A 24,431-nucleotide genomic window follows, 5' to 3' on the forward strand; every position below is an offset into this window, starting at 1 on the left:
CCAGCACCCGCCCCGATGGGAACAATTTGACAGTTCACCTGGCGACAATGCCCGCTCCTGATGCCGTGATCAGCGGCTTGGGGAAGCCAAGAAAAAGGAGCAAATGCATGAACCACCTTGGGGAAGATCTTATCGGCCCGGCCGCAGCGTGCCAGATGCTGGGTATCGATGATCACTGCCTTCTGCAAGGCATCAACGACGGGATCGTGCCCGCCTACCGTATCGGTGAGGCCGTCCGGTTCCGCCCTTCGGAGCTGCGCCATCCCGCTCTGTCGGGCCTGGCTGAGTGCTACCTCATCAGGGACGAAAACTTCGCCGCCTGACCCCCACACCCGCCACCCCCGGTCGTTGCCGCATCCGAACTCCCCGACCGGGGGTGGCGGGGGTGGCTCAGGGCGGCGGGGCCGATCAGGGCAGCACGGTCTCGGTATCGCGACCAGAACGCAACAGGGTTCCAGGGGTGGCACCGGTGGGGCGAGCGGCGGTGATGATGCTGGTGCCGTTGACCATCACATGCTCCACCCCGATGGCTCCGGCGTAGAGGCGTTCGCAAGCGGCGGGCAGATCGGTTCGCCCCACAATGGGCCCGGAGGCCACGGTGCCGGGGTCGAACACCACCAGATCGGCATGAAAGCCCTCGGCCACCCGCCCCCGACCCCTCAACCCGAACAGGCGGGCCGGCAAGTCGGTCATCAGCCGCACGCACTCCTCCAGCGACAGCAGACCCCGGTCGCGCACGCAGGTGGCCAGCATCTCGGTGGGATAGCGGGCACCGCACATGCGATCAAGGTGGGCACCGGCATCGGAACCGCCCACCAGCACCCGCTGGTCCCGCCACAGCTCGGCTCGCTGCTGCCAGGCCAGGTCGATGTCGTCGGACGATTGGGGCCACAGCGCCGTTTGCAGGTCGTCGGCCACCACGATGTCCAGCAGCGTGTCGAACGGATCCTTCCCCCGCTCGGCGGCCACATCCCCCACCCTTCGCCCGGTGAGCCCGTCGTTCTCCGCAGCGTAGGTGTCGCCGATCTCCATGTTGGCCCATTCGGATATGAACTGGAAGGGCCCCTCCGAGCTGCGGGCCTGCTCGTCGAGCCAGCGCCGCACCGCCGGGTCGGCCAGCTTGGCCTTCTTGTCATCGTGGTCCAGATACAAGATGTCGCCCCAGTTGGGCAGCAGGTAGAGCGCGCAGTAGGTGGCGAAGCTCATCTTCAGACCCCCGATGGACGGCATCGACAAAGCCACGATGCGCCCGCCGGCCCGGGCCGCCACATCGGAGGCACCGAGCTGGTGCTGGGTGCGATCCATGGTGGTGGAGGCGTGGGACAGGACATTCCAGTTGAGCGACCGCTGGGCCCGCACCGACATCTGGGTCATCAAGTCGATCTCGTCATCGCTGAAGAACCCCTGGCAGCCGGTAATGATGAACTCCAGCCAGGTTCCGGGATGATCGGACACCGCCCCGGCCAGCGCCAGCATCTCGGCCCGGTCGGCGAAATAGGACGGGACCGGGTCGTTGTTGCCGTCGGAGTGGGTGGTGGACTGCGAGGACGAGAACCCCAACCCCCCGGCTTCCAGGGCCTCATGCAGCACCCGTACCATCTCGGCCACCTGCTCGGGCGAGGCGGTGTTGCCGGTGGCATCGGGCCCCATGACGTAGCGACGTATGGCCGAGTGCCCCACCAGGAACCCGGCGTTCACCCCTATGCGTCCCTCCAGCGCATCCAGGTATTCGGCAAAGCTCGACCAACTCCAGGGCAGACCTTGCTCCAGTGCCGGTAGGGGCATGCCCTCCACCTTGGCCATCATCCGGCGGATGTAGTCGGAGTCTTCGGCTCGAAGCGGGGCCAGCGTGAACCCGCAGTTGCCCCCCAGCACGGTGGTCACCCCGTGCTCATTGGAGGGGGAGGCCGCCGGATCCCAGAACAACTGGGCGTCGTAGTGAGTGTGGACATCCACGAAACCCGGGGCCACCACCATCCCCGCGGCATCGATGATCCGGGCCGCAGGCCGATCAACGGTGCCGACCGCAGCGATGCGCCCCCCGCTGATGCCCACATCACCGGTGAACCCCGGTGAACCGGTGCCATCCACCACGGTGCCGCTCTTTACAATCAGATCCAACATGCAGCCAGACTAGGCGCGGTCACGATCAGATCGAACATGGCAGATCGAACATGGCAGATCGAACATGCAGCCAGACTAGGCGCGGTTACTATATCGAACCCATGATGATCTCCTCCGACTCGCACATCATCGAACCACCGGATCTGTGGACCGAGCGGGTCAGGGGGCCTATGGCCGAGCGGGTACCGCAGGTGCGCCGGGAGCCCGGTGGCGACTGGTGGTACATCGACGGTAAGCGCTCCATGTCGTTTCTGGGCATCCAGACCGGCGACCGGTTCGACAAGGATGCCACCGAGCTGCGCATAGAGGCATCGTTCGACGAGGTTCGACCCGGGGCTTACGACCCGGCTGCGTTCATAGCCGAGAACCGTACCGATGGGGTGGTGGCATCGGTGATCTACCCCAGCGAGGCGCTCCTGGCCTACAGCATCGCCGACTCCGAGCTGTGCTCGATCACCATGGCTGCCTACAACGACTTCATCGCCGAGTTCTGCGCCCACGACAGCGAGAGGCTGAAGGGCATCGCCCTCATCAATGTGGACGACATCGACGAGGGCATAACCGAGCTGACCCGGTGCCGGAACATGGGCCTGGCCGGGGCGATGATCAGCGTGATGCCCCCGGCCCACCAGGGCTACGACCATCCCCGCTACGAGCCCTTCTGGGCCGCCGCGGTGGATCTGGACATACCCCTGTCCATGCACGTGGCCACCGGCCGGGCACTCATCAGCGCCAGCGGGCAAACCGGACCTGACGGGCAGACCAGCAACAGCGGGCAAACCGGATCCGATGGGCAAACCAGCAACAGTGAACAAACCAGCAACAGTGAACAAAACGGGTCCGATGTACGGTCGGTGTCGGAGTCGGCTTTCTACCTGCAAGATCATTTTGTGCGCAAGTCACTGGGAGAGATGATCTTTGCCGGCGTGTTCGAGCGTCATCCCGGGCTTCGGGTGGGATCGGTGGAGCACGAGGTGGGGTGGATCCCGTTCTGGCTGTTCCAAATGGACTACTGCTACACCGACCGACCGCTGCGGGGCAACTGGCACCGTTTCGCCGACCCCGATGCCCGCCCCAGCCACTTCTTCGGTTCCAACTGCTTCGTCAGCTTCCAGGAGGACGCGGTGGGCGTGCGAGTTAGGGACACCTACGGCACCCACACCCTCATGTGGGGGTCGGACTATCCCCACACCGAATCGACGTTCCCCCGCTCCCGCGAAGTGGTGGCCGAAACCCTGGCCGACGTTCCCGCCGATGAGCGACGGATGATCGTGCGGGACAACTGTGCCGCCCTCTACGGCTTCAACATTCCCCTGCTGGAATCAGACATCCGGGAATAACACCGCGGCAACCAGGGGGGGTTCGAGGTCGGGGGCGGTCCCGCTAGCTCAGGGCTAGCTCAGGGCGCGCTCCAGGTCGGCCAGCAGATCGTCGATGGTCTCGATGCCCACCGACAGCCGCACCAGCCCGGGATCGACGGCCAGCGGGGAATCGGCCACCGACAGGTGGGTCATGGTGGAGGGTTGCTCGATGAGCGACTCCACCGCCCCCAGGGATTCGGCCAGCCGGAATACCCGGGTGGAGCCGGCCAGAGCCGCGGCAGCCGCTTCGCCCCCGGCCAGGATGACCGACACCATCCCGCCGCCGGCCCGCATCTGCCGGGCGGCCACCTCGGAGCCGGGGTGGCCGGGCAGTCCGGGATACAGCACCCGTGACACCGCTGGATGCCCGTCCAGGAACCGGGCCACCGCCTCCGCGTTGGTGCAGTGGCGATCCATGCGCACCCCCAGCGTCTTGACCCCTCGCAGCAGCAGGTAGCAGTCGAACGGGCTGGGCACCGCTCCCACCGCGTTCTGGGCGAAGGCCAGCCGCTCGGCCAACTCGTCCCGGTTCACCGCGATGAAGCCGCCCACCACATCGGAATGGCCGCCCAGGTACTTGGTGCTGGAATGCACCACCACATCGGCCCCCAGCATCAGCGGGTTCTGGAGATAGGGAGTGGCGAAGGTGTTGTCCACCACCACATCGGCCCCCGAGGCGTGGGCCAGATCGGCCACCGCAGCAACATCCACCACCGTGAGCATGGGGTTGGTGGGGGTCTCCACCCACACCTGGCGTGTCTCGGGACGGATGGCTGCGGCCAGCGCATCCAGATCGGTCATGTCCACCGCCGACCATTGGATGCCCCGCTCACCGTACACCCGGGCGATGAGCCGGAAAGTCCCCCCGTAGACATCGATGCCCATAACCACGTGGTCACCGGGACGCAGAAGCCCCACGACCGTGTCCTCCGCCGCCATGCCGCTGGCAAACGCCAACCCGTGGCGAGCCCCCTCCAGCCCGGCCACGCACTGCTCCAGCGCAACCCGGGTGGGATTGGAGGTGCGGGAGTACTCGTAGCCCCGGGGCCGGCCGGGGGCATCCTGAACATAGGTGGTGGACAGATGGATGGGAACGACCAGGGCCCCGGTGGCCTCATCGGGCTCCTGGCCCACGTGGATGGCCCGGGTCTCGAACCCCCACCGCTCCGGGGTAGAACCGCTCATGGCCATGTTCCTCCTGTTCCTGAGGGTGCCGAGGTTCCCGATGGATCCAAAGCCACCGAGGAGTCCGGGAACGCCGAGGTTCCCGATGGATCCAAAGCCACCGAGGAGTCCGGGAACGCCGAGGGTGCCGAGGACAGGAACCCGAGAACGTCGGTGCTGGTCATCACCGCCCGGGGTCGCCCACCGTCGAGCACCAGCAACGCCGGGGAACGCTCCAGCTTGGTCACGGCCAGCGCCACCGACTCGCCGATGCCTATCTGCTCCAGGGGCCGGCTCATGACGTTCTCCACCGGCTGGCCCAGCAGGTTACCGTTGAAAGCCAGTTCCATGAGCTGAAGCTCGTGGACCGCTCCCATCACCTCGGCCGCAGCCAGAGGCATCTCCCCCTTGGCCACCGGCAACTGGCTAACCCCGTGGTCACGCATCCGGGTCACCGCCAGGCTGACCGGATCGTCGGGCCTGACATAAACCAGCGGGGGTGGAGCCCCCTCCTTGGCGTCGAGCACGTCCTTCACGCTGGGGTGCTCACCGATCAGGAACCCGTGCGACGCCATCCAGTCGTCGTTGAACACCTTCGACAGGTAGCCCCGTCCGGCATCGGGCAGCAGAACCACCACCACATCGTGGGGGCCGCAGTCCCGGGCCACCTCCAAAGCGGCGCATACCGCGGTACCACCCGACCCTCCGATGAGCAAACCCTCCCTACGGGTCACCAGCCGGGCCATGTCGAAGGAGGCCTGGTCGGAGATGGGGATAACCCGGTCCACCACCGCAGGATCGTAGGTCTCGGGCCAGAAGTCCTCACCGATGCCCTCCACCAGATAGGGCCGGCCCGAACCACCGCTGAACACCGACCCCTCGGGATCACCGGCAATGATCCTGATCTCGGGGTTCCGCCGCTTGAGGTAGCGACCCACCCCGTTGAGCGTGCCCCCGGTTCCCGCCCCGGCCACGAAGTGGGTTATGCGCCCACCGGTCTGGTTCCACAGCTCGGGGCCGGTGGTCAGCTCGTGGGCCCACGGGTTCACCTGATTGAAGTACTGGTTGGGCCGGTAGGCACCGGGGATTTCGGCCACCAGCCGCTCGGCGGTGGAGTAGTAGGACTCGGGCTCCTCGGGATCCACCGCCACCGGGCAAACCACCACCTCGGCACCGTAGGCTCGTAGAAGCTGCACCTTCTCCTGGCTCACCTTGTCGGTCATGACGAAGATGCATTGGTAGTCCCGCTGGGCCGCAACCATGGCCAGGCCCACCCCGGTGTTGCCCGAGGTGGGTTCGATGATGGTACCGCCCGGCTTCAGCAACCCCTCCCGCTCGGCCGCGTCGATCATGGCCACCGCGGGGCGATCCTTCACGCTACCGCCGGGGTTCAGCATCTCCAGCTTGGCCAACACCTCACACGACACCCCGGTCGCAACCCGCCGCATCCGTACCAGCGGGGTGTTACCGATGAGGTCGAGGATCGAATCAGCGACCTCCACGCTTCTAAACTACCCAAAGGTATGGGTCGGCCAAACATCACGGTGGAGCCCGAATGCCGGCCTGGCCAACATGGGGGTGGACCGGCAACCGGACAAGGCCGGCCAAACATCGCAGTTGAACCCGAATGCTGGCGGCAACCGGCGCTGGTTGATGCGGTGCTGGCCGGTGGCGGCCATGTGGTGGCTCCCGCAGAGGCCGAGGCCCTGATCTGGGCCGAGCCGGCGGCCTTTGACCTGTTGCCTGCGGTGCTGGCGGCCGGGCCGAGCATCAAGTGGGTGCAGCTTCCTTACGCCGGTGTAGAGAACCTGATCCATTTGCTCGACGGTGACCACCTATGGACCTGCGGCAAGGGGGTCTACGCCGAGCCGGTGGCCGAGCACGTTCTGATGCTGGCCCTGGCCGGCCTGCGGGGGATGGGGGCATACGCCCGGGCCCGGGGCTGGATGCCACCGGTGGGGCGTAACCTGTTCGGGGCCCGGGTGACCGTTCTGGGCGGCGGAGGAATCACCGAGTCACTGATCCGGCTGCTGGCCCCATGGGACTGCCCGGTAACGGTGATGCGCCGCCACCCGGTGCCCATGTCCGGTGCCGACAGGGTGGTCGGCCCCCGAAACCTGCCCGATGTGCTGGGGGATGCCGATCTGGTGGTGGTGGCCCTGGCCCTGACCCCCGAAACCGCCGGTATCATCAACGCCGGCACGCTTGAGGCCATGCAACCCCACGCCTGGCTCATCAACGTGGGGCGGGGCGGCCACGTGGTCACCGGCGATCTGACCGGGGCCCTGACCGCCGGAACCATCGGTGGCGCGGCCCTGGATGTGACCGACCCCGAACCCCTCCCCGACGGTCACCCCCTCTGGGGGCTGGACAACTGTCTCATCACCCCCCACGTGGGCAACACCCCCGAAATGGGGCTGAAGCTGCTCGCCCACCGAGTCACCGAGAACGTTCGCCGCTACGCCGCCGGAGAAGATCTACTCGGCCCCATCGACATCGACCTGGGCTACTGAGCTACTCGGCCCCATCAACCTGGGCTACTGAACTACTCGGCCCCATCAACATCAACCTGGGCTACTGAGCTACTCGGACAAGGACGGGGGGACGAGGATGCGTTGGTAGCGGGCGTAGGGACCCTGGAGGGTGATGATTCGCATGGGGCGACCCACCGCAGCGTGGACACCGGGACCGAAGGTGGTGGGGCCGGCGGCCAGTTCCTCACCGTCGAACCGTTCCAATTCGCCGGCCACCGCCCCGGGCTCGGTGGTTCCGGCCCTCTTCACCGCCCGCGCGTAGGCTTCGATGGCATCGGCCCCGGTCACCACCCGGCCATCGTTGGCCCGGTGCCCGGTAACGGCTAGGTATTCGGCCAGCAATTCCCGGACCGCGGGGCTGGGGTCAGGGGTATCCTGGAAAACCGAGGCATACGACAGCATGGTGAAGTCCCCAACCCCGGAAACCCGACCTATCCAGAAGTCGCCGTCCATGGTGGAGTTGGCGAAGATGGGCTGGACGATCCCCGCGGCGCGAATCGGGGTCAGTATCTCGGGAGCCACCAGCCGGGTTCCGCAGAACACGATGGCCTCGGGATTGCGGTCGGCCAGCCCCCCCAGGATGGGATCCAGCAACCAGGGGGAGCTGGAATGGTAGCGGTAAAAACCGACCACCCGGCCTCCCGTGCTCTCGAACTCCCGCTTGAACTGCTCGCACACGGACACCGCTTCGGTGCTGGTGCGATCAATCACCACCGCGGCGGTCCCGAACCCCCGATCGGCCAGCAATTCAACCAGGATCATCGCTTCGGTGCCGGCCGGAGTAGCCATGGAGAAGACCCGTTCACCCAACTCTCCGGTGATCCACGAATCATCGGTCCCGCAGGGGCTTATCACCAGGGTTCCTGAGCCTTCAAGCACGTCCAGGGCCGGGACGGCGAAGGCGGCATCGCATGTCATCAGCACCATGTCCACACCGTCCAGCAACAGTTGCTCGGCCCCGTTTCGTATCGAGGACATCTCGGTATGGCTGTCGATGAGGCGCAGGACCACCGGCCGCCCCAGCAAACCGCCGGCCTCATTCAGGGCATCGATCCTGATCCGAGCGGCAACAAGAGCAGGCTCGTCATAAACAGCCAAGAGCCCGGTGGATGCCATCAGGGCCCCTATCACGATGGCATCATCGGGCAGCGGCTTCCCGTCGGGAGTGGCTATGGGTATGGGAGATGCCTCCTGAGGTTGCTGGTCGGCATCATCGGCGGCGGGGGCCCGGCTCACCACCGTGCCCTGGCTGAACAGGCCACACCCCGAACAAACCAGCAGCACCACCACCGCCAGCCGGACCAGCCGGGCCAACCGGGCTTTAGGCGCTCGCATCACCCTTTGAGTTCGCGGAAGGGAATACCTTTGTCCGCTCTCGGCTCGCGGGGCAGGCCCAGAATGCGCTCACCGATCACGTTTCGCTGAATCTCAGGAGTGCCGCCGCCGATCTTGTGAGCGAAATGGCTTACCATCATCGACACCCAGCCGTCGCCGTTCACCATCCCCGACGGTCCCAACACCTCCCCCTCGCCCTGGTAGGAACCAGCCTCGTTAATCATCCCCGACGGTCCCAACCGCTCCCCCTCGCCCTGGTCGCGCCGGTAGGAACCAGCCTCGCTCAACATCCCCCACGGTCCCAAAACCTCCATGGCCACCTGGCTGGTGTCTCGAATGTGATCCCCGGTCAGGATCTTCATGATCGATGCCTCCGGCCCGATCTCGGTACCCCGGCTCAGCGCGGTGTACACCCGCATGCCCAGATAGCGAAGCACCTCCGACCGGATCCAAGCCCCGGCCAGGGCCTGGCGAACCACGGGGTCGGTGGTTCGGCCCCGGCTCCGAGCCAGGCTGGTGAGCGCAACCACATCGACCACCGACGACTGTGCCCCCACCGCGGCCCGCTCGCTGTTGAGGGTGGTTTGCGCCACGGCCCAGCCATTGTTGACCCCACCGATCACGTTCTCCGCCGGGATCCGCACATCCTCGAAGAATGTCTCGTTGAACTCGGCCCCTCCGGTCATCTGGCGCAGCGGCCGCGGTTCCAGTCCCTCGGTATCCATCCTCACGAAGAAATAGGTGAGCCCCTGGTGCTTGGGTACATCCGGATCGGTACGGGCCAAAAGGATGCCCCAGTCGGCCAGGTGGGCGTAGGAGTTCCACACCTTCTGGCCGTTGACCACGAACTCGTCTCCGTCCCGCACGGCCCTGGTCTGCAACCCGGCCAGATCGGAGCCGGCGTCGGGTTCGCTGAACAGTTGGGCGAACACCATCTCCCCCCGGCGTATGGGGGCCAGGAACCGCTGCTTCTGCTCACCGGTGCCCCACGCCATGAGAGTGGGGGCGGCCATGGACAGCGCCGCCATGAACATGGACATCGACACGCCGTACCGGCTCTGCTCCTCCTCGAAGATGATGGTTTGTACCGTGGAGGCACCCCTTCCCCCGTACTCCGGAGGCCAGTCCAGGCAGGCCCAACCCTCGGCAGCCAGCTTGGCCTGCCAGCGGCGGGCCCGCCCGGCCAGTTCCTCCTCCTGGAGCGCACTCTGGCCCGGGCTGCTCATACCGTCGAATGCCTCCGGCGAGCCCTTGGCCGGTGCGTTGGCCTCCAACCAGGCCCGAACCTCAGCCCGAAACGCCGCCTCTGCGGGGGTGTCGCCGAAATCCACGGTACCAGGCTAATCGGAACACCGGTGCTGCCAGCACCCGCGCAGCGGCGTTGCTCGTGTCGCCGAAATCCACGGCGGCAGGCTGAAGGGTTACCGGCGGTTTCAGTCCTCGACCCAGACCCAGCGACCCGATGGTGCCGCTACCCCCTCGGGTCGCTCCAGGCATTGCACGTCCAAATGGATGGGCAGCAGGTGGCGAACGTAAAAAGCATGAACGGTCACTGTGGGCATCACCAGGTCTTGGTACCTCTTGATCTCAACCCGGGGATCCTTCTCCTGCCAGGCCTCGCAGCGGGCCAGCACCGTGTCCACCTCGTCCCGGGTATCCATGAGCACGCCGAGGTGGTCGAACGGTGGCGGGGCCATGGGCTGCTTGTGCTCGGCCAGAAGGATGAACTGGCTGGTGGCCGGATCGGTGGACAAAAGCAGCGCGGTCTGCTTGAGGATCCGGGTGTCGGTTGCCGTCCACCCGAACACATCGCCGTAGAACTCGCGCACCTCGGCCCGGTAATCGTCGGTCAGGGTTCCCAGCGGCAGGGTCAACTCCATGTGGTTGAAGCGCACATTGGCCATACGGCAGCGTAGCCTCTGAGACCATGAGACGATTGTCGACGACCGGACTGTTCGTAGCGCTGCTCCTGTGGGCCCTGCTGGTTGGGGGTTGCAGCAGCGACAGTGGGGAGACAGCCGAGCCGACCCCACGGACATCCCCACCGGTTGAGGTCACCGAGACCGCCGCACCCGAACCCGAGACCGCCGCACCCGAACCGACCGCCGCACCCGAACCCACACCCACCGCCGCACCCGAACCGACCGCCGCACCCGAACCCACACCCACCGCCGCACCCGAAATCACCCCTACGCCCGAACCCGAGACCGAACCTGGGTCTCACCCCTCGGGGTTGGACATCGGAGCCATCGAGGATGCAGTGGCCGGCTGGATGGATCAAGCCCGAGCCCCCGGCTTGGTAATGGCCGTGACCATGGGCGATGACAAGTCGTGGGCTTTCGGCTGGGGGGTACGGGATCTGGACACCGGCGACCCCATAACCCCCGACGACTACGTCCGCATCGGCTCCATAACCAAACCGGTCACGACCGTCGCAGTACTGTCGCTGGTTGATGAGGGGATCCTCGACCTGGACACCCCGGTCACCGCTTACCTGGGCGAGGACTGGTACGGGGACTACGAGTACGGCCCCCAAATAACGCTGCGGCATCTCATGGGCCACACCGCCGGGTTCGTGGAGTACGCCTTTGATCCGGGCTTCTTCGTTTTGGCCTCCGCACGGCTGAATGTGCCCATCTCCCCCGAGGAGATCGTGCGATTCTCCACCCGCTACGGACCGGTGGCCGAGCTGGGCACCGAGTACAACTACAGCACCACCGGCCATGTGATCGCCGGAATGGTCATCGAGGCGGTAACCGGCAACACCGCCCATGCCGAGATCCGGTCCCGCATACTGGATCCTCTGGGTGTGGAACACACCTACCTGCCACCCGGCGAGTTTCCGCCCCAGATGGTGGTCAACAGCTACAACGGGGGCATCCTGGCCGCCGCGTTCGATGCGCTCAGCGATGTGCCCGACGAGGCCCGTCACACATTCAAGGGGGCCGACTACATCGCCACACTGAGCTACCCCCAGGAGTTCCTGCAATCGGCCGGTTGGACCGGAGGGGGGATGGAGGCCCGGATCGGGGACGTACCGCACCTTTTCCGGGGACTGTTCACCGGCGGGTTGGTCAGCGACGAGATCCGGACCGAGATGACCACTCCGGGGGTCAACCCCGGCTACGGGCTGGGCGTAGGCATGGAGGTCGTGGGGGGCCGCAACGCTCTCAGCCACGGGGGCGGTGTCCCGGGATTCAGCAGCAAGGTGGTGTACCTCCCGGAACTCGACCTGGCGATAGCGGTGTCGTCCAACGTGCTGCCGGCCGATCCCGGTCTTGGCGAGCTGGCAGATGCTCTGACCAAGATCGTGATCCAGAGTTGGGATTTGTAACCATATCCACTACTCACGGCATTGAATTAGCGTTGCGCCCACACCGAGAGCAGAGGAATAGCGTTGCGCCCATACCGAGAGCAGAGGATTAACGTTGCGCCCATACCGAGAGCGGGAATGATTTGACCCTGGCCGACGACTGGAACGAGGCCGCCGCGCAGCTCACCGCACCGGGGGCCCCCTTTGCCTGGTCGGTGCGCGACATCAATGGGGTGCCCATGCGGGTATTCGACAACGCTCCCGACTCGCTGAGGGACCTGTTCACCGGCACTGCTGCCTACAAGGATGCCGACTACCTGGTGTTCGGCGACGAGCGCCTGTCATACAGCGAGGTCCACCGGCAGGTCAAGGCCCTGGCCGCGTGGCTGGCCGGCACCGCCGGAGTGGGCCGAAGCGACCGGGTGGCCATCTCCATGCGCAACTATCCGGAGTGGATCGTGGCCTACTGGGCGGCGGTGTCGATGGGCGCAGTGGTGGTGGGTATGAACGCCTGGTGGACGGCTACGGAGATGGCCTACGGGCTGGACGACAGCGACCCGGCGGTTCTGGTGGTGGACGGCGAGCGCTGGGAACGGCTGAGAACGCTGGATTCCCTACCGGATATCCCGGTGATCGTGACCCGACACGGCGGGGCGCTGCCCGATGGGGCGCTGCCCGATGGGGCGCTGCCCGATGGGGCGCTGCCCGATGGGGCGCTGCCCGATGGGGCGCTGCCCGATGGGGCGCTGCCCGATGGGGCGCTGCCCGATGGGGCGCTGCCCGATGGGGCGCTGCCCGATGGTGTGACCCGCTGGGCCGAAACGGTGGCCGATCCCGATCCTCAGGACACCCCCGCAGTGGCACTGGAGCCCGATGACGACCTGTGCGTGTTCTACACCTCGGGCACCACCGGTTTCCCCAAGGGGGCGGTGATGACCCATCGGGCTGCGGTACACAACGTGATGAACATGGGCTTCTACTCGGCCGCCCTGGGCAGGCTCAACCAAAAGGGGCCCGCCCCCCGGAACCGCAACATCGCTCGCATGCAGGACCCCCATGGCACCGCTGGACCCAACGAAAAGGAGGCTGTTACCCGGAACCGGAGGGATCAACCGGCCGGCCTGGTGTGCGTGCCGCTGTTCCACGTCACCGGATGCAACTGCTACATGCACCCCACAACCGTGGTGGGCGGCAAGCTGGTGCTCATGTACCGCTGGGATGCCACCGAGGCCCTGAGACTGATCGATGCCGAGCGGCCCAGCACCCTGGCGGCGGTGCCGGCCATGTCCCGGGAGATAGTGCTGCATCCCGACTTCGACCGCTACGACACCTCCAGCCTGGGCTCGCTGGGTGGTGGTGGTTCGCCGTTGCACCCCGACCTGGTGGACAGGATCTCCCGAACCATCCCCAGCGGCAACCCCGGCACCGGGTACGGCCTGACCGAGACCAGCGGGGTGGTCACCATGAACATAGGCCGGATATACCGGGACAAACCCACCACGGTGGGCCGGCCGCTACCAACCGTGGAGGCCCGGGTGGTGGACAACCTCGGGGTTGAACTTCCCCCCGGCCGGCCGGGAGAACTGCTGGTGCGGTCACCCATCGTCATCCGGGGATACCTCAACAAGCCCGAGGCCACCGCCGAGACCATCATCGGCGGCTGGCTGCATACCGGCGACATCGCGACCATTGATGAGGACGGCTTCATCTCCATCGTCGATCGGGCCAAGGATCTGGTGATCCGGGGCGGCGAGAACATCGCCTGCGCCGAGGTGGAGAACGCCATCTACCAGCACGATGCCGTCGAGGAGGCCATCGTGTTCGCGGTGCCCGATGAGCGCCTCGGAGAGGTTCCCGGTGCCGCGGTGGTGCTGCGCGCCGGAGCCGACCTGGACGGCGGCGACCTGCGGGCCCACCTCTTGGAGCGGCTGGCCGCTTTCAAGGTGCCCGCCCACATCTGGTTCCTCGAAACCCCCCTGCCCCGCAATGCCTCCGGCAAGTACCTGAAACGCCAGGTTCGCGACCAGCTCCTGGCCCCCTGAGCGCCGCCGCTCGAAGGTAGAGCGGCAGCCGATCAGAACCCAGCGGGGCCCGCGACCAGCTCCTGGCCCCATGCGCAACACCACGGTCGGGCCGGTAGCCTGGGGCCCGTGAGCACCACCACCGCAGACCGTTACACGATCATCTCCTCCGACTGCCACGCCGGAGCCAACCACTCCACCTACCGGGAGTACCTGGAATCGAGCTGGCACGATGAGTTCGACGCCTGGCGGGGCAAGTACCGCAACCCGTTCCGCGATCTTCAAGACGACGGCCGATCCCGCAACTGGGACAACGACCGCCGCATCTCCGAGCAGCACGGCGACGGGGTGGTGGCCGAGATCACCTTCCCCAACACCGTGCCCCCCTTCTTCCCCACCGGCACTCTCATCGCCCCCCAACCCACCGCCGAGGACCTCCCCCGCCGCCTGGCCGGTATCCGGGCCCACAACCGGTGGCTGGCCGACTTCTGCGCCGATTACCCCGAACGCCGGGCCGGTATCGGCCAGATCTTCCTGAACGACATCGACGAGGCGGTGGCCGATGTGGCCTGGATCGCCGAGCACAACCTGCGGGGCGGGGCGCTGATTCCCAGCATCGCCCCCAACTCCGAGCTGCCTCCGCTGTTCCACCCCCGGTACGACCCGGTGTGGGCCGCCTGCGAGGAGCACGGGGTGGTGATGACCCTGCACTCGGGGGGCACCGGCATGCCCGACTACGGCGATTCCCCCGCCGCCGGACCGATGTTCGTGATCGAGACCCCGTTCTTTTCCAACCGGTCCATGTGGCACCTGATCATGGGCGGGGTGTTCGAGCGATTCCCCACCCTCAAGGCGGTGTTCACCGAGCAGGGCTTCGGCTGGGTGCCCGACATCCTGCGCCGCCTCGATGGGCTGCACGACCAGATGGCCAGAACCGGGCGTACCGGCGAGCTGGGCTTCTCCAGCAAATCGGTGCTGGCCGAGAGGCCCAGCTTCTACTTCGACCGCAACATCTGGATAGGCATCAGCTTCCCCGGCCCCAACGAGATGCGCCTATTGGACCGGGTGGGCGACCACAAGGTTATGTGGGGCTCGGACTATCCCCATGTGGAGGGCACCTACCCCTACAGCAGGGAGGGCATCCGCTACGCCCTGCACGACCGCAGCGAGGAGTCCATGCGCCGGATCCTGGCCGGCAATGCCGCCGAGGTGTACGGCTTCGATCTGGATGCCCTGGCCCCCCTGGCCGCCGAGCACGGTCCTACCGTGGCCGAGATCGCCGAACCCCTGGCCGAGGTCCCATCCGATGCCACCTCGCCCGCCTTCTGGGGCAAGTAGCTCGAAATAAGCCCACTTTCACCGGCCAGTCCCGATACCTTGGGAACGGGCCCGGGTGGCGGAATAGGCAGACGCAGGGGGCTTAAACCCCCCAGTCTCCAAGGAGACGTGTGGGTTCGAATCCCACCCCGGGCACCCGGACAGTAGTAACGGGGGAGTCAAATCTGCTTGAGGGTGAGAGGATCCGGACCGCCGTGCTTCGTTCATCCAACCTCCACAAGAATCCGCGAGGCCCTCACCCCCTCCCCGCTTAAACGCGAAGAGCCTGCCTAGATTGATCATGCATTAATGTTTGCTGTTATGATGTAGTGTCATGTACGCTTCATCATTATGCGTACTCAAATAGCTCTTGAACCTGAACAGCACGCGAGCGTAAAGCGAAAGGCCGCTGAGTTGGGCATAAGCATGGCCGAGTACATCCGGTGCCTCATTGAGCGCGATCTCGCCAGTCCCGGCACCCAGGCCGACATTTCCACCATTTTCGGGCTTGGAAATTCCAGCGGAAGCGACCTCGGCACAGAGGGCTATTCGGCAATCAGCGAGGCGATCGAGGCTCACTGGATGCAACGAACGCGGTGACTGTCTTCGTCGATACCTCGGTCTGGTATGCAGCAGCGGATGCTGGCGACACCAACCACCACCGATCCAAAACTTTGTTGCAAAGATTCCAGGGAAGCCTGCTGACCAGCGATCACGTTCTGATTGAAACATGGCACCTGACAGCCAGGCGACTAGGAACAGATGTTGCTGAAACACTTGTTAAGGCAATCAGGAACGGCCAGGCCCTAGTGGAAATGGCCACGCTCTCCGATCTTGAAGTTGCCAGCCAAATCCACGATGAATTCCGGGACCAGCAATTCTCGATTGTTGATCGTACAAGTTGGTCGCTAATGCAGCGCCTCGGAATCCATGAGGCCATTTCTTTCGACCGGGACTACTCGATCTTCAGATTCGGCCGTGACCGACGCATGAGCTTTACGGTCCACAGATAGCCTCCGGCAGGCAGCCTTGAACTTCGATGAATATTCCATGCATCCAAACATATGCAATTAGCCCTCTTACATTGTTGGGAAGCCTCTCAGCCGATGGCGAGCATTAGCTTGTCCCAGCCTCGCACTGTGGAGGTGTGAGCCTGCTCCGACTGCTCGAGATTTACGGTCCAGTCGGGGAAGCGTTTGAGCATCTCGTCGAGCGCGACCCGGGCCTCGAGGCGGGCCAGGGCGGCACCCAGGCAGAAGTGCAGGCCGTAGCCGAACGAGAGGTGGTGGTGAATCGGGCGATGGATGTCGAACTCATCGGCGCTCTCACCCCATCGGCGGTGGTCGCGGTTGGCCGAGCCGTTGAGCAGGAGGATGGCGCTGCCCTTCGGGACAACCGTGCCGTGATACTCGATGTTCTCGTTGACGTAACGAGCCTGCACCGGGGAGGGGGCCTCGTACCGTAGCGCCTCCTCAATGGTGTTGGGTACGAGCGCGGGATCGGCGACGATCTCCCGGCGCTGGTCGGGATCTTGACCCAGCAGCAGCATCGTCCAGCCGATCAGCTTGGTGGTGGTCTCGTTTCCCGCCCCCGACAGCAGGGTGATGTAACCGAGGATCTCCTCCCGGGACAGCCTCCGGGTAACCCCGGTGTGGTCCTCGAACTCCGCCTGGATGAGCTGGGTCATCACATCGTCGGACGGGTTCTTCGCCCGCCAGTCCAGGTACTCGCCGTAGCTCCCCTCGGCCGCGGCAACGGAAATGCTCTGCGCGGCGGCTGCATTGGGCATCTCTCCCGATTCCAGCTTCAGGCCGCTGTCGATCCGATCACGAATCGCCTGCTGGTCGGTCTCGGGGATGCCCAGCAGCATGCCGATCACCCTCATGGGCATCGGTGCTCCCAGCGCCTCGATCACATCGAAACGTTCGGCCCCCCGAAGGTCGTCCAGCGCTTTGGAGCAATACCGGCGCACCTGGGGCTCGATGGAGTTCATCCGCTTGGGAGTGAACACTCGCGACAGCAGCCCCCGGTACACCCCATGGCGAGGCGGATCGTCGAACAGGATCATGCCCGGGGGCATCTCCACCCCCGCCTTGAGAAACTCGAGGACGGTGCCCCTGCCGGAGATCAACCGATGGTGATCCTTGAGACCGGCCTCAACATCGTCCCACCGGCTGAGCGCCCAGAAATCGTGCTGCTCGTTGTAATAGAGCGGGCACTCGTCCCGCAGCCGCTTCCACACCGGGTGCGGATCGGCATCGATATCGAAATCGTAGGGGTCGTAGTAGGGGCCGTCCCCGGCCGGCCGGGGTGACGCTTGGTCAGTCATCGCAGTACTTCCTCCGTTTTTGATCGACCGGTGAACCTCAGGGGCTGGGGCTGTTGACCCGACCGAAGGTGTAGGCATCGGGCCAGCCCCGATTGGCCAGATTGGCTTCCTGGCGGGCAATCACCGCGGGAAGATCCTCCGGCTGCCAACCCTGCACCAGTGCCTTCCCCCTGAGGTCACGCACCGGCCGGTTCAGCTCCACCAGCAGTTGCAAGCTGTACGCGATTCGTCCGGTGAGGGCATTCGGGTCGCCGGTGAGCAAGACCAGGGCGGCTTCGGCCATGGTCTCCAAGGGCTCGTACATCACCTCGTCGATCCACCCGGCTTCCACCAGGGCGGGGGTGGCAATGGCGGCCTGGGGGGTGAGGGCGTTCACCGACACCCCCTGGCCCTCGCACTCGCTGGCTGCCGACACGGTCAGCTTGTTCAGCGCCGCCTTGGGGGCCCCGTACACGAACCCGGCCTTGGAGGGCTTGCTGGAGGGAAACGGGGGTCCGGGCGGCAACTCGGCAGACATGGTGGTGATGTTCAGAATCGACCCACTGCCCCGCTCCCGCATACCCCCCACGACGGCCTTCATCAGCTCCCAGGGGGCCCACAGGTTCACTTGCAGGCTCAGCTCCAACTGCTTGGGGGTGACCTCCTCGAATGGCCGGTAGCCGTTCATGGCCGCGTTGTTCACCAGCAGGTCGATGGGACCGAACACCTCCGTTGTCCTCGGAACCAGCTCGGTGCGGGCCCCGGATGGATCACTGAGGTCGGAAGGGAGCACCAGGCACTGCCCGCCGAACGACTCGATCCGCTCCCTGGTGGCGGCCAGGCCCTTCTCGTCGCGAGCCGTTATCGCCACCCGGGCCCCTTCGGCAGCCAGGCGCAGGGCAATGGCCGTTCCGGTACCCCCCTTGCTGGCCCCGGTTACCAGCGCCACTTTGCCTTCACAGGCCCGCTCAGACATGACCATCGCCTCCCCGAGAAAATATAGCCGCAGCCCAAAGCAGCAGGACCGTCAAGGCTTGCCCGCGCCCCAGGGTTCGCGCCCCACTACAACGAGCAGCCTCAACAAGCAGGACCATTAAGGCTTGCCCGCGCCCGGCACCGTCACCTCGGTGGCGTAGATGGCACCGGTGGTTGAGGCGGTCACCACCTCTCGCCTCCAGTCGTCGGCGGCACAGATGAGCAGGGTGCGGCGATCCTGGGCCCCCAGCACACAGGCCACAGGTACTTTGGGGGCCATGTCGTAGGAGTCGGTGACCTCGCCGCCGGCAAGCACCCGAAACACCCGAAGGCCCAGGGGATCGGCCACCCACACCGCCCCCTCCGCATCCAGGCAGATGCCGTCGGGCGGGGCCACCGGTACGTCTTCGGACTCCGGCACCAGATCGGCGAAGGTGCGCCGATTCGACAGGGTGCCATCAGCGGCCACGTCGAAAGCGGTGAGACAAAAAGCCGCGCTCTCGGCCACGATCAGGGTGGTCTCGTCAGGGGTGAGGACATGGCCGTTGGGGGCTTCCAACCCGCCGGCCCCCACGCCCACCGAGCCGTCCGGAGCCACCCTCAAGGTCTGGGCGGTGCGCCGCTCGCCCCCATCATGGATGCGAGCCCCCATGTCGCCTACGTAGGCGGTGCCGTCGGCCCGCACGATCATGTCGTTTATATCCCCAATGGCCAGGGGGGACAGATCGGCGTGCTCCACCATCGAGCCATCGGGCTCCTGGCGCAACAGCTTCTGGGTGCCCATGGCCACCACCAGCATCCGCCCGTCGGGCAGCCAACCCAACCCCGACGGGTCGTCCCGGTCCACTACTGCCACCGTCTCGGAGTTGCCCTCCAGGTCGGTGCGGATCACCCTGTGGGCATGCATGTCGGAGAACCACAGTGCCCCGTCGCGCCACCGGGGGCCCTCCGAGAAGTTGAGACCGTCCAAGACCGTGCGCATCCTAAGAATCCGTTCCACCAATTTCCACGAAGACAACCTCCGAGAAGTTGAGACCGTCCAAGATCACACGCATCGGGTTACTCCTAACCAGCCGGATCGACAACAATCTGGCACAATACCGCCATGAGCATCACCGTTGCTGCCGGCATCGACAACGAGGAGCGCTACGACACCATCCAGGTGGATCGGATCGGGGGTTCGCTGGGAGCGATTGTGTCCGGGGTCGATCCCCGCGACGATCTCACCGACCAGCAGTTCGCCGAGATCCACGAGGCGTTGCTCCGCCACGAGGTGATCATCTTCCGCAACGTGCCGATGAGCGCCGATGCCCAGTTGGAACTGGCGGCCCGCTGGGGTTCGCCCAGCATTTACCCGCTTTCGGCCATCATGGGTGCCACCAAGCCCTCCACCTCGGTAATCCGCGACGATGCCGACAGCCCTCCGACCACCGACAACTGGCACACCGACGTTACCTGGATCCAGGTGCCCCCCAAGATTGCGTTCCTGCAAGCCACCGTGGTGCCCCCTTACGGGGGTGACACCATGTGGTGCAGCACCACTTCGGCCTACGATGCCTTATCGGCACCCATGCGGGAAATGGTGAATGGCTGGGAGCTGCGCCACTCCAACTACCCGCAGTTCTGCACCAGCATGGCTGAGAAGTCGGGAAGCTGGGACTTGGTTCCCCGGTTGCGGGAGGCCTATCCCGGGGTGAACCACCCGCTGGTGCGAACCCATCCCGAGACCGGGCGGCGGGCGCTTTATCTGGCCACCAACTTCCACCAGTACGTGGTGGGGCTGAATCAGGCCGAGAGCGCAGCCCTGCTGGACTTCTTGACCCGCCACATCGACCAACCCCGTTTCTGCTGCCGATGGTCGTGGTCCGAGGGCGACCTGGCCATCTGGGACGAGCGCTCCACCAACCACAGGGGCGTGGCCGACCACTACCCCGAGGTTCGCGAGGTGCGCCGCTGCACCGTTGACGGCGACCGCCCCTATTTCGACCCGTCCGTGCCCTACCGACCCAAGAACTCCCACCACCAACCCCGGTAAAAAGCAAAACCGGGGTGACCCAACCCCACTCACCCGACCGGGGTGACCTCGTTCTAGGGGTTGGGGGTTCTAGAGTTCGGGGACGGTGGCCATGGCCGCGGCTATGGCCTCATCGCTCAGATCGAAGTCCACCATCGAACCCGACAAATAGCTCTCGTAGGCGGCCAGGTCGAGGTGCCCATGGCCGCACATGGCCGTGAGGATGACCTTCTCCTCACCCGACTCCCGGCACGCCAGAGCCTCGCGCACCGCCGCCGCAATGGCGTGGGTGGGCTCGGGGGCGGGCACGATGCCCTCGGTGCGGGCGAATTGCAGGGCCGCCGCAAAGCACTCCGACTGCGGGATGGCCACCGACTCCACCAGACCCAAGTCATGGATGTGGGACACCAGCGGCGACATGCCGTGGTAACGCAGCCCGCCGGCGTGGATGGGGTCGGGGATGAAGCTGTGGCCCAGCGTATACATCTTCAACAGCGGGGTCATTTGGCCGGTGTCGCCGAAGTCGTACCGGTACTGCCCCTTGGTGAGCGATGGGCAGGCCGCGGGCTCGACACAGCGGATCACCGGGTCCATCCGCCCGGCCAGCTTCTCCCGCAAAAACGGGAACGACAGCCCACCGAAGTTGGATCCCCCACCGGTGCAGCCCACCAGCAAGTCGGGGGTCTCGCCCACCATGGCCAACTGTTTCAGAGCTTCCTCACCGATGACCGTCTGGTGCAACAACACATGATTCAGCACGCTACCCAGCGCGTAGCGGGTACCGGGGTCGGCCGCAGCCACCGCCACCGCCTCGCTTATCGCGATGCCCAACGACCCGTTGTGGTCGGGATCCTCGGCCAGCAGCTCCTGCCCGTAGGCGGTGACATCGGAGGGACTGGAATGCACCGTGGCCCCCCACACCTCCATCATCGTCTTGCGGTACGGCTTCTGGCGGTAGGAGGCAGCCACCTGCCAGACCTCGCAGGCCATGTCGTACTGGGCACAGGCGAACGCCAGTGCGCTTCCCCACTGCCCGGCCCCGGTCTCGGTGGTCAACCGGGTTATCCCCTCCTGGTGGTTGTAGAAAGCCTGAGGTACCGCAGTATTGGGCTTGTGCGAACCGGCGGGGCTGACCCCCTCGTACTTGTAGAAGATCTTTGCCGGGGTATCCAGCGCCCGCTCCAACCGGCGGGCCCGAAACAGCGGGCTCGGCCGCCACAGGCGGAGCACATCGAGCACGCCACCGGGAATGTCCACGAATGAGTCTCCGGTAACCTCCTGCATGATCAGAGCCATCGGGAACAAAGGGGCCAGGTCGTCGGGTCCGGCCGGTTCCAGCGTGCCCGGATGCAGCGGGGGTGGGGGCGGTGCCGGAAGGTCGGGGATGATGTTGTACCACTGCGTGGGCAGTTCCGAATCGGGCAGCGCAACCCGGTAGTACTCATCGGTCATGGGTGTCCTCCATACAAGCTCTGAACAAAAAAACCTACACCAACCCACCCGCCCCCGGTGAAGGTCAGACCGAGGCTTGCAGGTGGGCCAGGATCTGATCCTCAGCGGCACACTCCGGCCGCGGCCAGCGCCGAGACCTCATCGGGTGTCATACCCAGAACCTCGCCCAGCACCTCGACGGTGTCGGCCCCCAGTAGCGGGGACGGGCCGGCGGTGCGCCTGGCGGTGAGGCCGAAACGGATGGGGTTGGCCACATGGGTCTCCCGGCCCACCACCGGATGCTCCAGCACGTCGAGGGCACCCCTGGCGGCCAGATGCTCGTCGCTCCGGTGGTCGAAGGGACCCATGACCGCCATGGCCGAAACCCCGGCGGCCTGCAAACGCTCGGCCCGGTCGTCGGCCCCACCCCCGGCCATCCAGGCGGACACCGCGGCATCCACCGCTTCCCCGTTGGCCAGCCGGGCGGCGGTGGTGGGCCAGTGGTTCTCTATACCGATCACGCCGCAGCATCGCCGCCATGACTCGTCGTCGTGACAGGCCAGCGCCACCCAATCGTCATCACCCCCCGCCCGATACACATCATGGGGGGCCACCGTCTCGGATCGGTTGCCAATGGGCCGGGGATCGGCACCGGTTGCCGCCGCGGCCATGTAGACCTCGCCGATGAGGTAGGCAGCAGCCTCGGTTTGGGCCATGTCGATTAGCTGGCCCTGCCCGGTGCGCCGGCGGTGGTGGATGGCGGCCAGCACCGCCACGGCCAGCAGCTTGCCGGCAATATGGTCGGGGTGGTTCAACGAGGTGCTGCACGGGTACTCGACGTCGGCATGGTTCCAGAGCCAGTGGGCCCCGGCGAACCCGGAGTTGAGCGGCCCGTAAGCCGGCATCCTGCCCATGGGGCCACCCCGGCCGTAGCCCTGCGAGCACACGTACACCAGGTCGGGGCGGGCGGGCGAGAGGTCGTCCCACCCCAGTCCGAGCTTGTCCAGCGACCCGCCCCGCAGGTTCTCGGCCACCACATCGGCGGCGGTGCATAGTTCCCGGGCCAGCTCGAGACCCCGATCTGTGGTCAGATCGAGGGCCACCGACCTTCGCCCCCGGCTTTCGGCGTTGAACGGGAAGGCCTTGTTGAGATCGCCCCGGCCGGCAAGACGCAGCGAGTCGGGGTGGACCACCGATTCGATCTTGATTACATCGGCCCCCAGTTCCGACAGCATCCAGGTGGCTTCGGGTACAACCGCGGCCACCCCGAACTCAACCACCCGCACCCCGGCCAGCAACAGGCCTCCGGCGCCCGCCAGGTCGCCAGTACCCACCAGGTCGCCAGTACCCGCCAGGTCGCCAGTACCCACCAGGTCGCCAGTACCCGCCGAACCCTCGAGGGACCCCGGGGCCCACCGGTTGGCGGAGGCACGGGGGCTGAAGCGGGCCGGCTCGTCGGTGGACATCGGGGCCCGCCTGCGTATCCCGGCGGGGGTGGCCGACAGCTTCCACGGGGCATCGGGCACCGGCAACCCCTCGGAACCCTCCACGTCGTGGCGGAAGAACCCCCGGCCCACAACCTGCGGGTGGGCCACGAACTCGCGGGGCGACTGGATCACGCCAATGGTGGTGGCCGCGGCCAGGCCACGCTCGAACAGATCCACCCGGTCGTGCTGAGCCAGGATCCCGTCGGCCACCATGTGAATCACGTCCCGGTTCCGGGCCCGGAAAACGCCATCGCTCCACTCCGGTCCGGTCAGGGCATCGGGGCCACCCAGCACCTCCACAAAGCCGTTCCACTGTTTGGGAGTGCCGATCACCGTGCGCACCCAGCCGTCACGGGCCGGGAAGATCCAGTAGTTCCCGTCGGCGTTGCGGTGGCCCTTGGCCGGCAGCTCGGGAAAGTGCGCCAAGTAGTCGGGGATGAGCACCGACCAGGGGTTCAACCCACCCAGGGCTGCCTCCTGCACGCTGATCTCCACCACCTGACCCCGCCCGTGGCGGCTGCGACCCATCACCGCGGCCAGCCCACCCAGAGCACCGAGCACCGAAGCGCAGTCGTGGGCGATGTAGCCGGGGTGCCAGCACGGAGACCTGTCCATGAAACCCGACAGGTGCTGCGCCCCCGAGGAGGCAAACGCGGGTAGCGGCTCCAACCGCCAGCCCGACCGGGGGCCGGTCAGACCCATGTCGGTCAGCGCCACCACCACCAGTGCGGGGCAGCACCCGGCAAGCTCGACGTAATCCAACCCGGAGTTGTCGATGAGCAGGTCGGCACCGGCAATCAGCGCCTCCAGGTCGGCGGGATCGCCCATTGCCTTGTTGGCGTTGCGATGGGCATGGGCCGGGCCGCCGGCATCGGGGATCGGCGGCACCCGGATGATCTCGGCTCCCAGGTCGCCCAGCACCCGACCGCACAGCGCCCCCCGCATGTCGGTGTGATCCACCACCCGAAGCCCCTCCAGCGCACCCGGCCTCATCTCGCCCCTGCCCCGGCCCCGATCATCGGATACGGGATACCCGCGCCCTGGTTA

At 66.1% G+C, this 24,431-nt stretch carries 20 protein-coding genes and 1 tRNA gene; 10 read left to right on the forward strand and 11 right to left on the reverse strand.

Annotated features, from left to right (window positions below):
* The first annotated feature begins 107 nt into the window (after nucleotides 1-107).
* On the forward strand, nucleotides 108-323 hold the full coding sequence (locus tag ACOGXC_RS09530) for a helix-turn-helix domain-containing protein (RefSeq protein WP_419917963.1): 216 nt from the start codon (nucleotides 108-110) through the stop codon (nucleotides 321-323).
* A gap of 85 nt (nucleotides 324-408) precedes the next feature.
* On the opposite strand, the gene ACOGXC_RS09535 is transcribed toward ACOGXC_RS09530, so the two are convergent.
* The gene (locus ACOGXC_RS09535) at nucleotides 409-2,124 is read right to left on the reverse strand and encodes an N-acyl-D-amino-acid deacylase family protein (RefSeq protein ID WP_419917964.1); all 1,716 of its coding nucleotides are present in this window, start codon (nucleotides 2,122-2,124) and stop codon (nucleotides 409-411) included.
* Between the two features lie 101 nt (nucleotides 2,125-2,225).
* On the opposite strand from ACOGXC_RS09535, the gene ACOGXC_RS09540 reads away from it, so the two are divergent.
* Nucleotides 2,226-3,464 carry an amidohydrolase family protein gene (locus ACOGXC_RS09540; protein WP_419917965.1) on the forward strand — a complete coding sequence of 413 codons (1,239 nt, stop codon included), beginning with the start codon at nucleotides 2,226-2,228 and terminating at the stop codon, nucleotides 3,462-3,464.
* Between the two features lie 54 nt (nucleotides 3,465-3,518).
* Here ACOGXC_RS09540 and ACOGXC_RS09545 read toward each other — a convergent pair whose 3' ends face one another.
* Nucleotides 3,519-4,670 (reverse strand): cystathionine gamma-synthase, encoded by a 1,152-nt coding sequence (locus ACOGXC_RS09545; protein ID WP_419917966.1) that lies wholly within the window; start codon nucleotides 4,668-4,670, stop codon nucleotides 3,519-3,521.
* Nucleotides 4,667-6,151, reverse strand: coding sequence for a cystathionine beta-synthase (locus ACOGXC_RS09550; protein WP_419917967.1), 1,485 nt, complete (start codon nucleotides 6,149-6,151; stop codon nucleotides 4,667-4,669). The genes ACOGXC_RS09545 and ACOGXC_RS09550 overlap by 4 nt, the downstream gene beginning before the upstream one ends.
* A gap of 21 nt (nucleotides 6,152-6,172) precedes the next feature.
* Between ACOGXC_RS09550 and ACOGXC_RS09555 the strand changes: the two genes are divergently transcribed.
* Nucleotides 6,173-7,162: a D-isomer specific 2-hydroxyacid dehydrogenase family protein gene (locus ACOGXC_RS09555; RefSeq protein WP_419917968.1), complete on the forward strand. Its 990-nt coding sequence runs from the start codon at nucleotides 6,173-6,175 to the stop codon at nucleotides 7,160-7,162.
* Nucleotides 7,163-7,231: 69 nt separating this feature from the next.
* Here the strand turns inward: ACOGXC_RS09555 and ACOGXC_RS09560 are convergent, their stop codons facing one another.
* The 3 genes from ACOGXC_RS09560 to ACOGXC_RS09570 form a co-directional block, all read right to left on the reverse strand.
* A complete protein-coding gene (locus ACOGXC_RS09560; RefSeq protein WP_419917969.1) occupies nucleotides 7,232-8,518 on the reverse strand; it encodes an ABC transporter substrate-binding protein in 1,287 nt (428 codons plus the stop codon).
* Nucleotides 8,518-9,849: an acyl-CoA dehydrogenase family protein gene (locus ACOGXC_RS09565; protein ID WP_419917970.1), complete on the reverse strand. Its 1,332-nt coding sequence runs from the start codon at nucleotides 9,847-9,849 to the stop codon at nucleotides 8,518-8,520. Before ACOGXC_RS09565 ends, ACOGXC_RS09560 begins: the two co-directional genes overlap by 1 nt.
* Before the next feature lie 102 nt (nucleotides 9,850-9,951).
* Nucleotides 9,952-10,422: a hypothetical protein gene (locus ACOGXC_RS09570; RefSeq protein ID WP_419917971.1), complete on the reverse strand. Its 471-nt coding sequence runs from the start codon at nucleotides 10,420-10,422 to the stop codon at nucleotides 9,952-9,954.
* Between the two features lie 23 nt (nucleotides 10,423-10,445).
* Here ACOGXC_RS09570 and ACOGXC_RS09575 point away from each other — a divergent pair, with 23 nt between their 5' ends.
* From ACOGXC_RS09575 to ACOGXC_RS09600, 6 genes are all read left to right on the forward strand, one after another.
* Nucleotides 10,446-11,852 (forward strand): serine hydrolase, encoded by a 1,407-nt coding sequence (locus ACOGXC_RS09575; protein WP_419917972.1) that lies wholly within the window; start codon nucleotides 10,446-10,448, stop codon nucleotides 11,850-11,852.
* 122 nt (nucleotides 11,853-11,974) lie between these two features.
* The gene (locus tag ACOGXC_RS09580) at nucleotides 11,975-13,873 is read left to right on the forward strand and encodes an AMP-binding protein (protein ID WP_419917973.1); all 1,899 of its coding nucleotides are present in this window, start codon (nucleotides 11,975-11,977) and stop codon (nucleotides 13,871-13,873) included.
* Between the two features lie 108 nt (nucleotides 13,874-13,981).
* Complete coding sequence (locus ACOGXC_RS09585) at nucleotides 13,982-15,190, forward strand: amidohydrolase family protein (protein WP_419917974.1); 1,209 nt, start codon at nucleotides 13,982-13,984, stop codon at nucleotides 15,188-15,190.
* A gap of 49 nt (nucleotides 15,191-15,239) precedes the next feature.
* Nucleotides 15,240-15,325, forward strand: a tRNA-Leu gene (locus ACOGXC_RS09590).
* Nucleotides 15,326-15,520: 195 nt separating this feature from the next.
* Nucleotides 15,521-15,769: a CopG family transcriptional regulator gene (locus ACOGXC_RS09595; RefSeq protein WP_419917975.1), complete on the forward strand. Its 249-nt coding sequence runs from the start codon at nucleotides 15,521-15,523 to the stop codon at nucleotides 15,767-15,769.
* Nucleotides 15,766-16,182 carry a type II toxin-antitoxin system VapC family toxin gene (locus tag ACOGXC_RS09600; protein ID WP_419917976.1) on the forward strand — a complete coding sequence of 139 codons (417 nt, stop codon included), beginning with the start codon at nucleotides 15,766-15,768 and terminating at the stop codon, nucleotides 16,180-16,182. The genes ACOGXC_RS09595 and ACOGXC_RS09600 overlap by 4 nt, the downstream gene beginning before the upstream one ends.
* 86 nt (nucleotides 16,183-16,268) lie before the next feature.
* Here ACOGXC_RS09600 and ACOGXC_RS09605 read toward each other — a convergent pair whose 3' ends face one another.
* The 3 genes from ACOGXC_RS09605 to ACOGXC_RS09615 form a co-directional block, all read right to left on the reverse strand.
* A complete protein-coding gene (locus tag ACOGXC_RS09605) occupies nucleotides 16,269-17,498 on the reverse strand; it encodes a cytochrome P450 (protein ID WP_419917977.1) in 1,230 nt (409 codons plus the stop codon).
* Between the two features lie 37 nt (nucleotides 17,499-17,535).
* Complete coding sequence (locus ACOGXC_RS09610; protein WP_419917978.1) at nucleotides 17,536-18,453, reverse strand: SDR family NAD(P)-dependent oxidoreductase; 918 nt, start codon at nucleotides 18,451-18,453, stop codon at nucleotides 17,536-17,538.
* Between the two features lie 117 nt (nucleotides 18,454-18,570).
* On the reverse strand, nucleotides 18,571-19,434 hold the full coding sequence (locus tag ACOGXC_RS09615) for an SMP-30/gluconolactonase/LRE family protein (RefSeq protein WP_419917979.1): 864 nt from the start codon (nucleotides 19,432-19,434) through the stop codon (nucleotides 18,571-18,573).
* 123 nt (nucleotides 19,435-19,557) lie between these two features.
* Between ACOGXC_RS09615 and ACOGXC_RS09620 the strand changes: the two genes are divergently transcribed.
* Nucleotides 19,558-20,487 (forward strand): TauD/TfdA dioxygenase family protein, encoded by a 930-nt coding sequence (locus ACOGXC_RS09620; RefSeq protein WP_419917980.1) that lies wholly within the window; start codon nucleotides 19,558-19,560, stop codon nucleotides 20,485-20,487.
* A gap of 69 nt (nucleotides 20,488-20,556) precedes the next feature.
* Here ACOGXC_RS09620 and ACOGXC_RS09625 read toward each other — a convergent pair whose 3' ends face one another.
* Entirely contained in the window at nucleotides 20,557-21,918 is a 1,362-nt protein-coding gene (locus ACOGXC_RS09625) for a TrpB-like pyridoxal phosphate-dependent enzyme (protein ID WP_419917981.1), read from the reverse strand.
* A 101-nt stretch (nucleotides 21,919-22,019) separates the two neighbouring features.
* Complete coding sequence (locus ACOGXC_RS09630) at nucleotides 22,020-24,377, reverse strand: CoA transferase (RefSeq protein WP_419917982.1); 2,358 nt, start codon at nucleotides 24,375-24,377, stop codon at nucleotides 22,020-22,022.
* Between the last annotated feature and the right edge of the window lie 54 nt (nucleotides 24,378-24,431).

It is taken from the genome of Candidatus Poriferisocius sp. (genome assembly GCF_965202595.1).
In the GTDB taxonomy this organism is placed as follows: domain Bacteria; phylum Actinomycetota; class Acidimicrobiia; order Acidimicrobiales; family Bin134; genus Poriferisocius.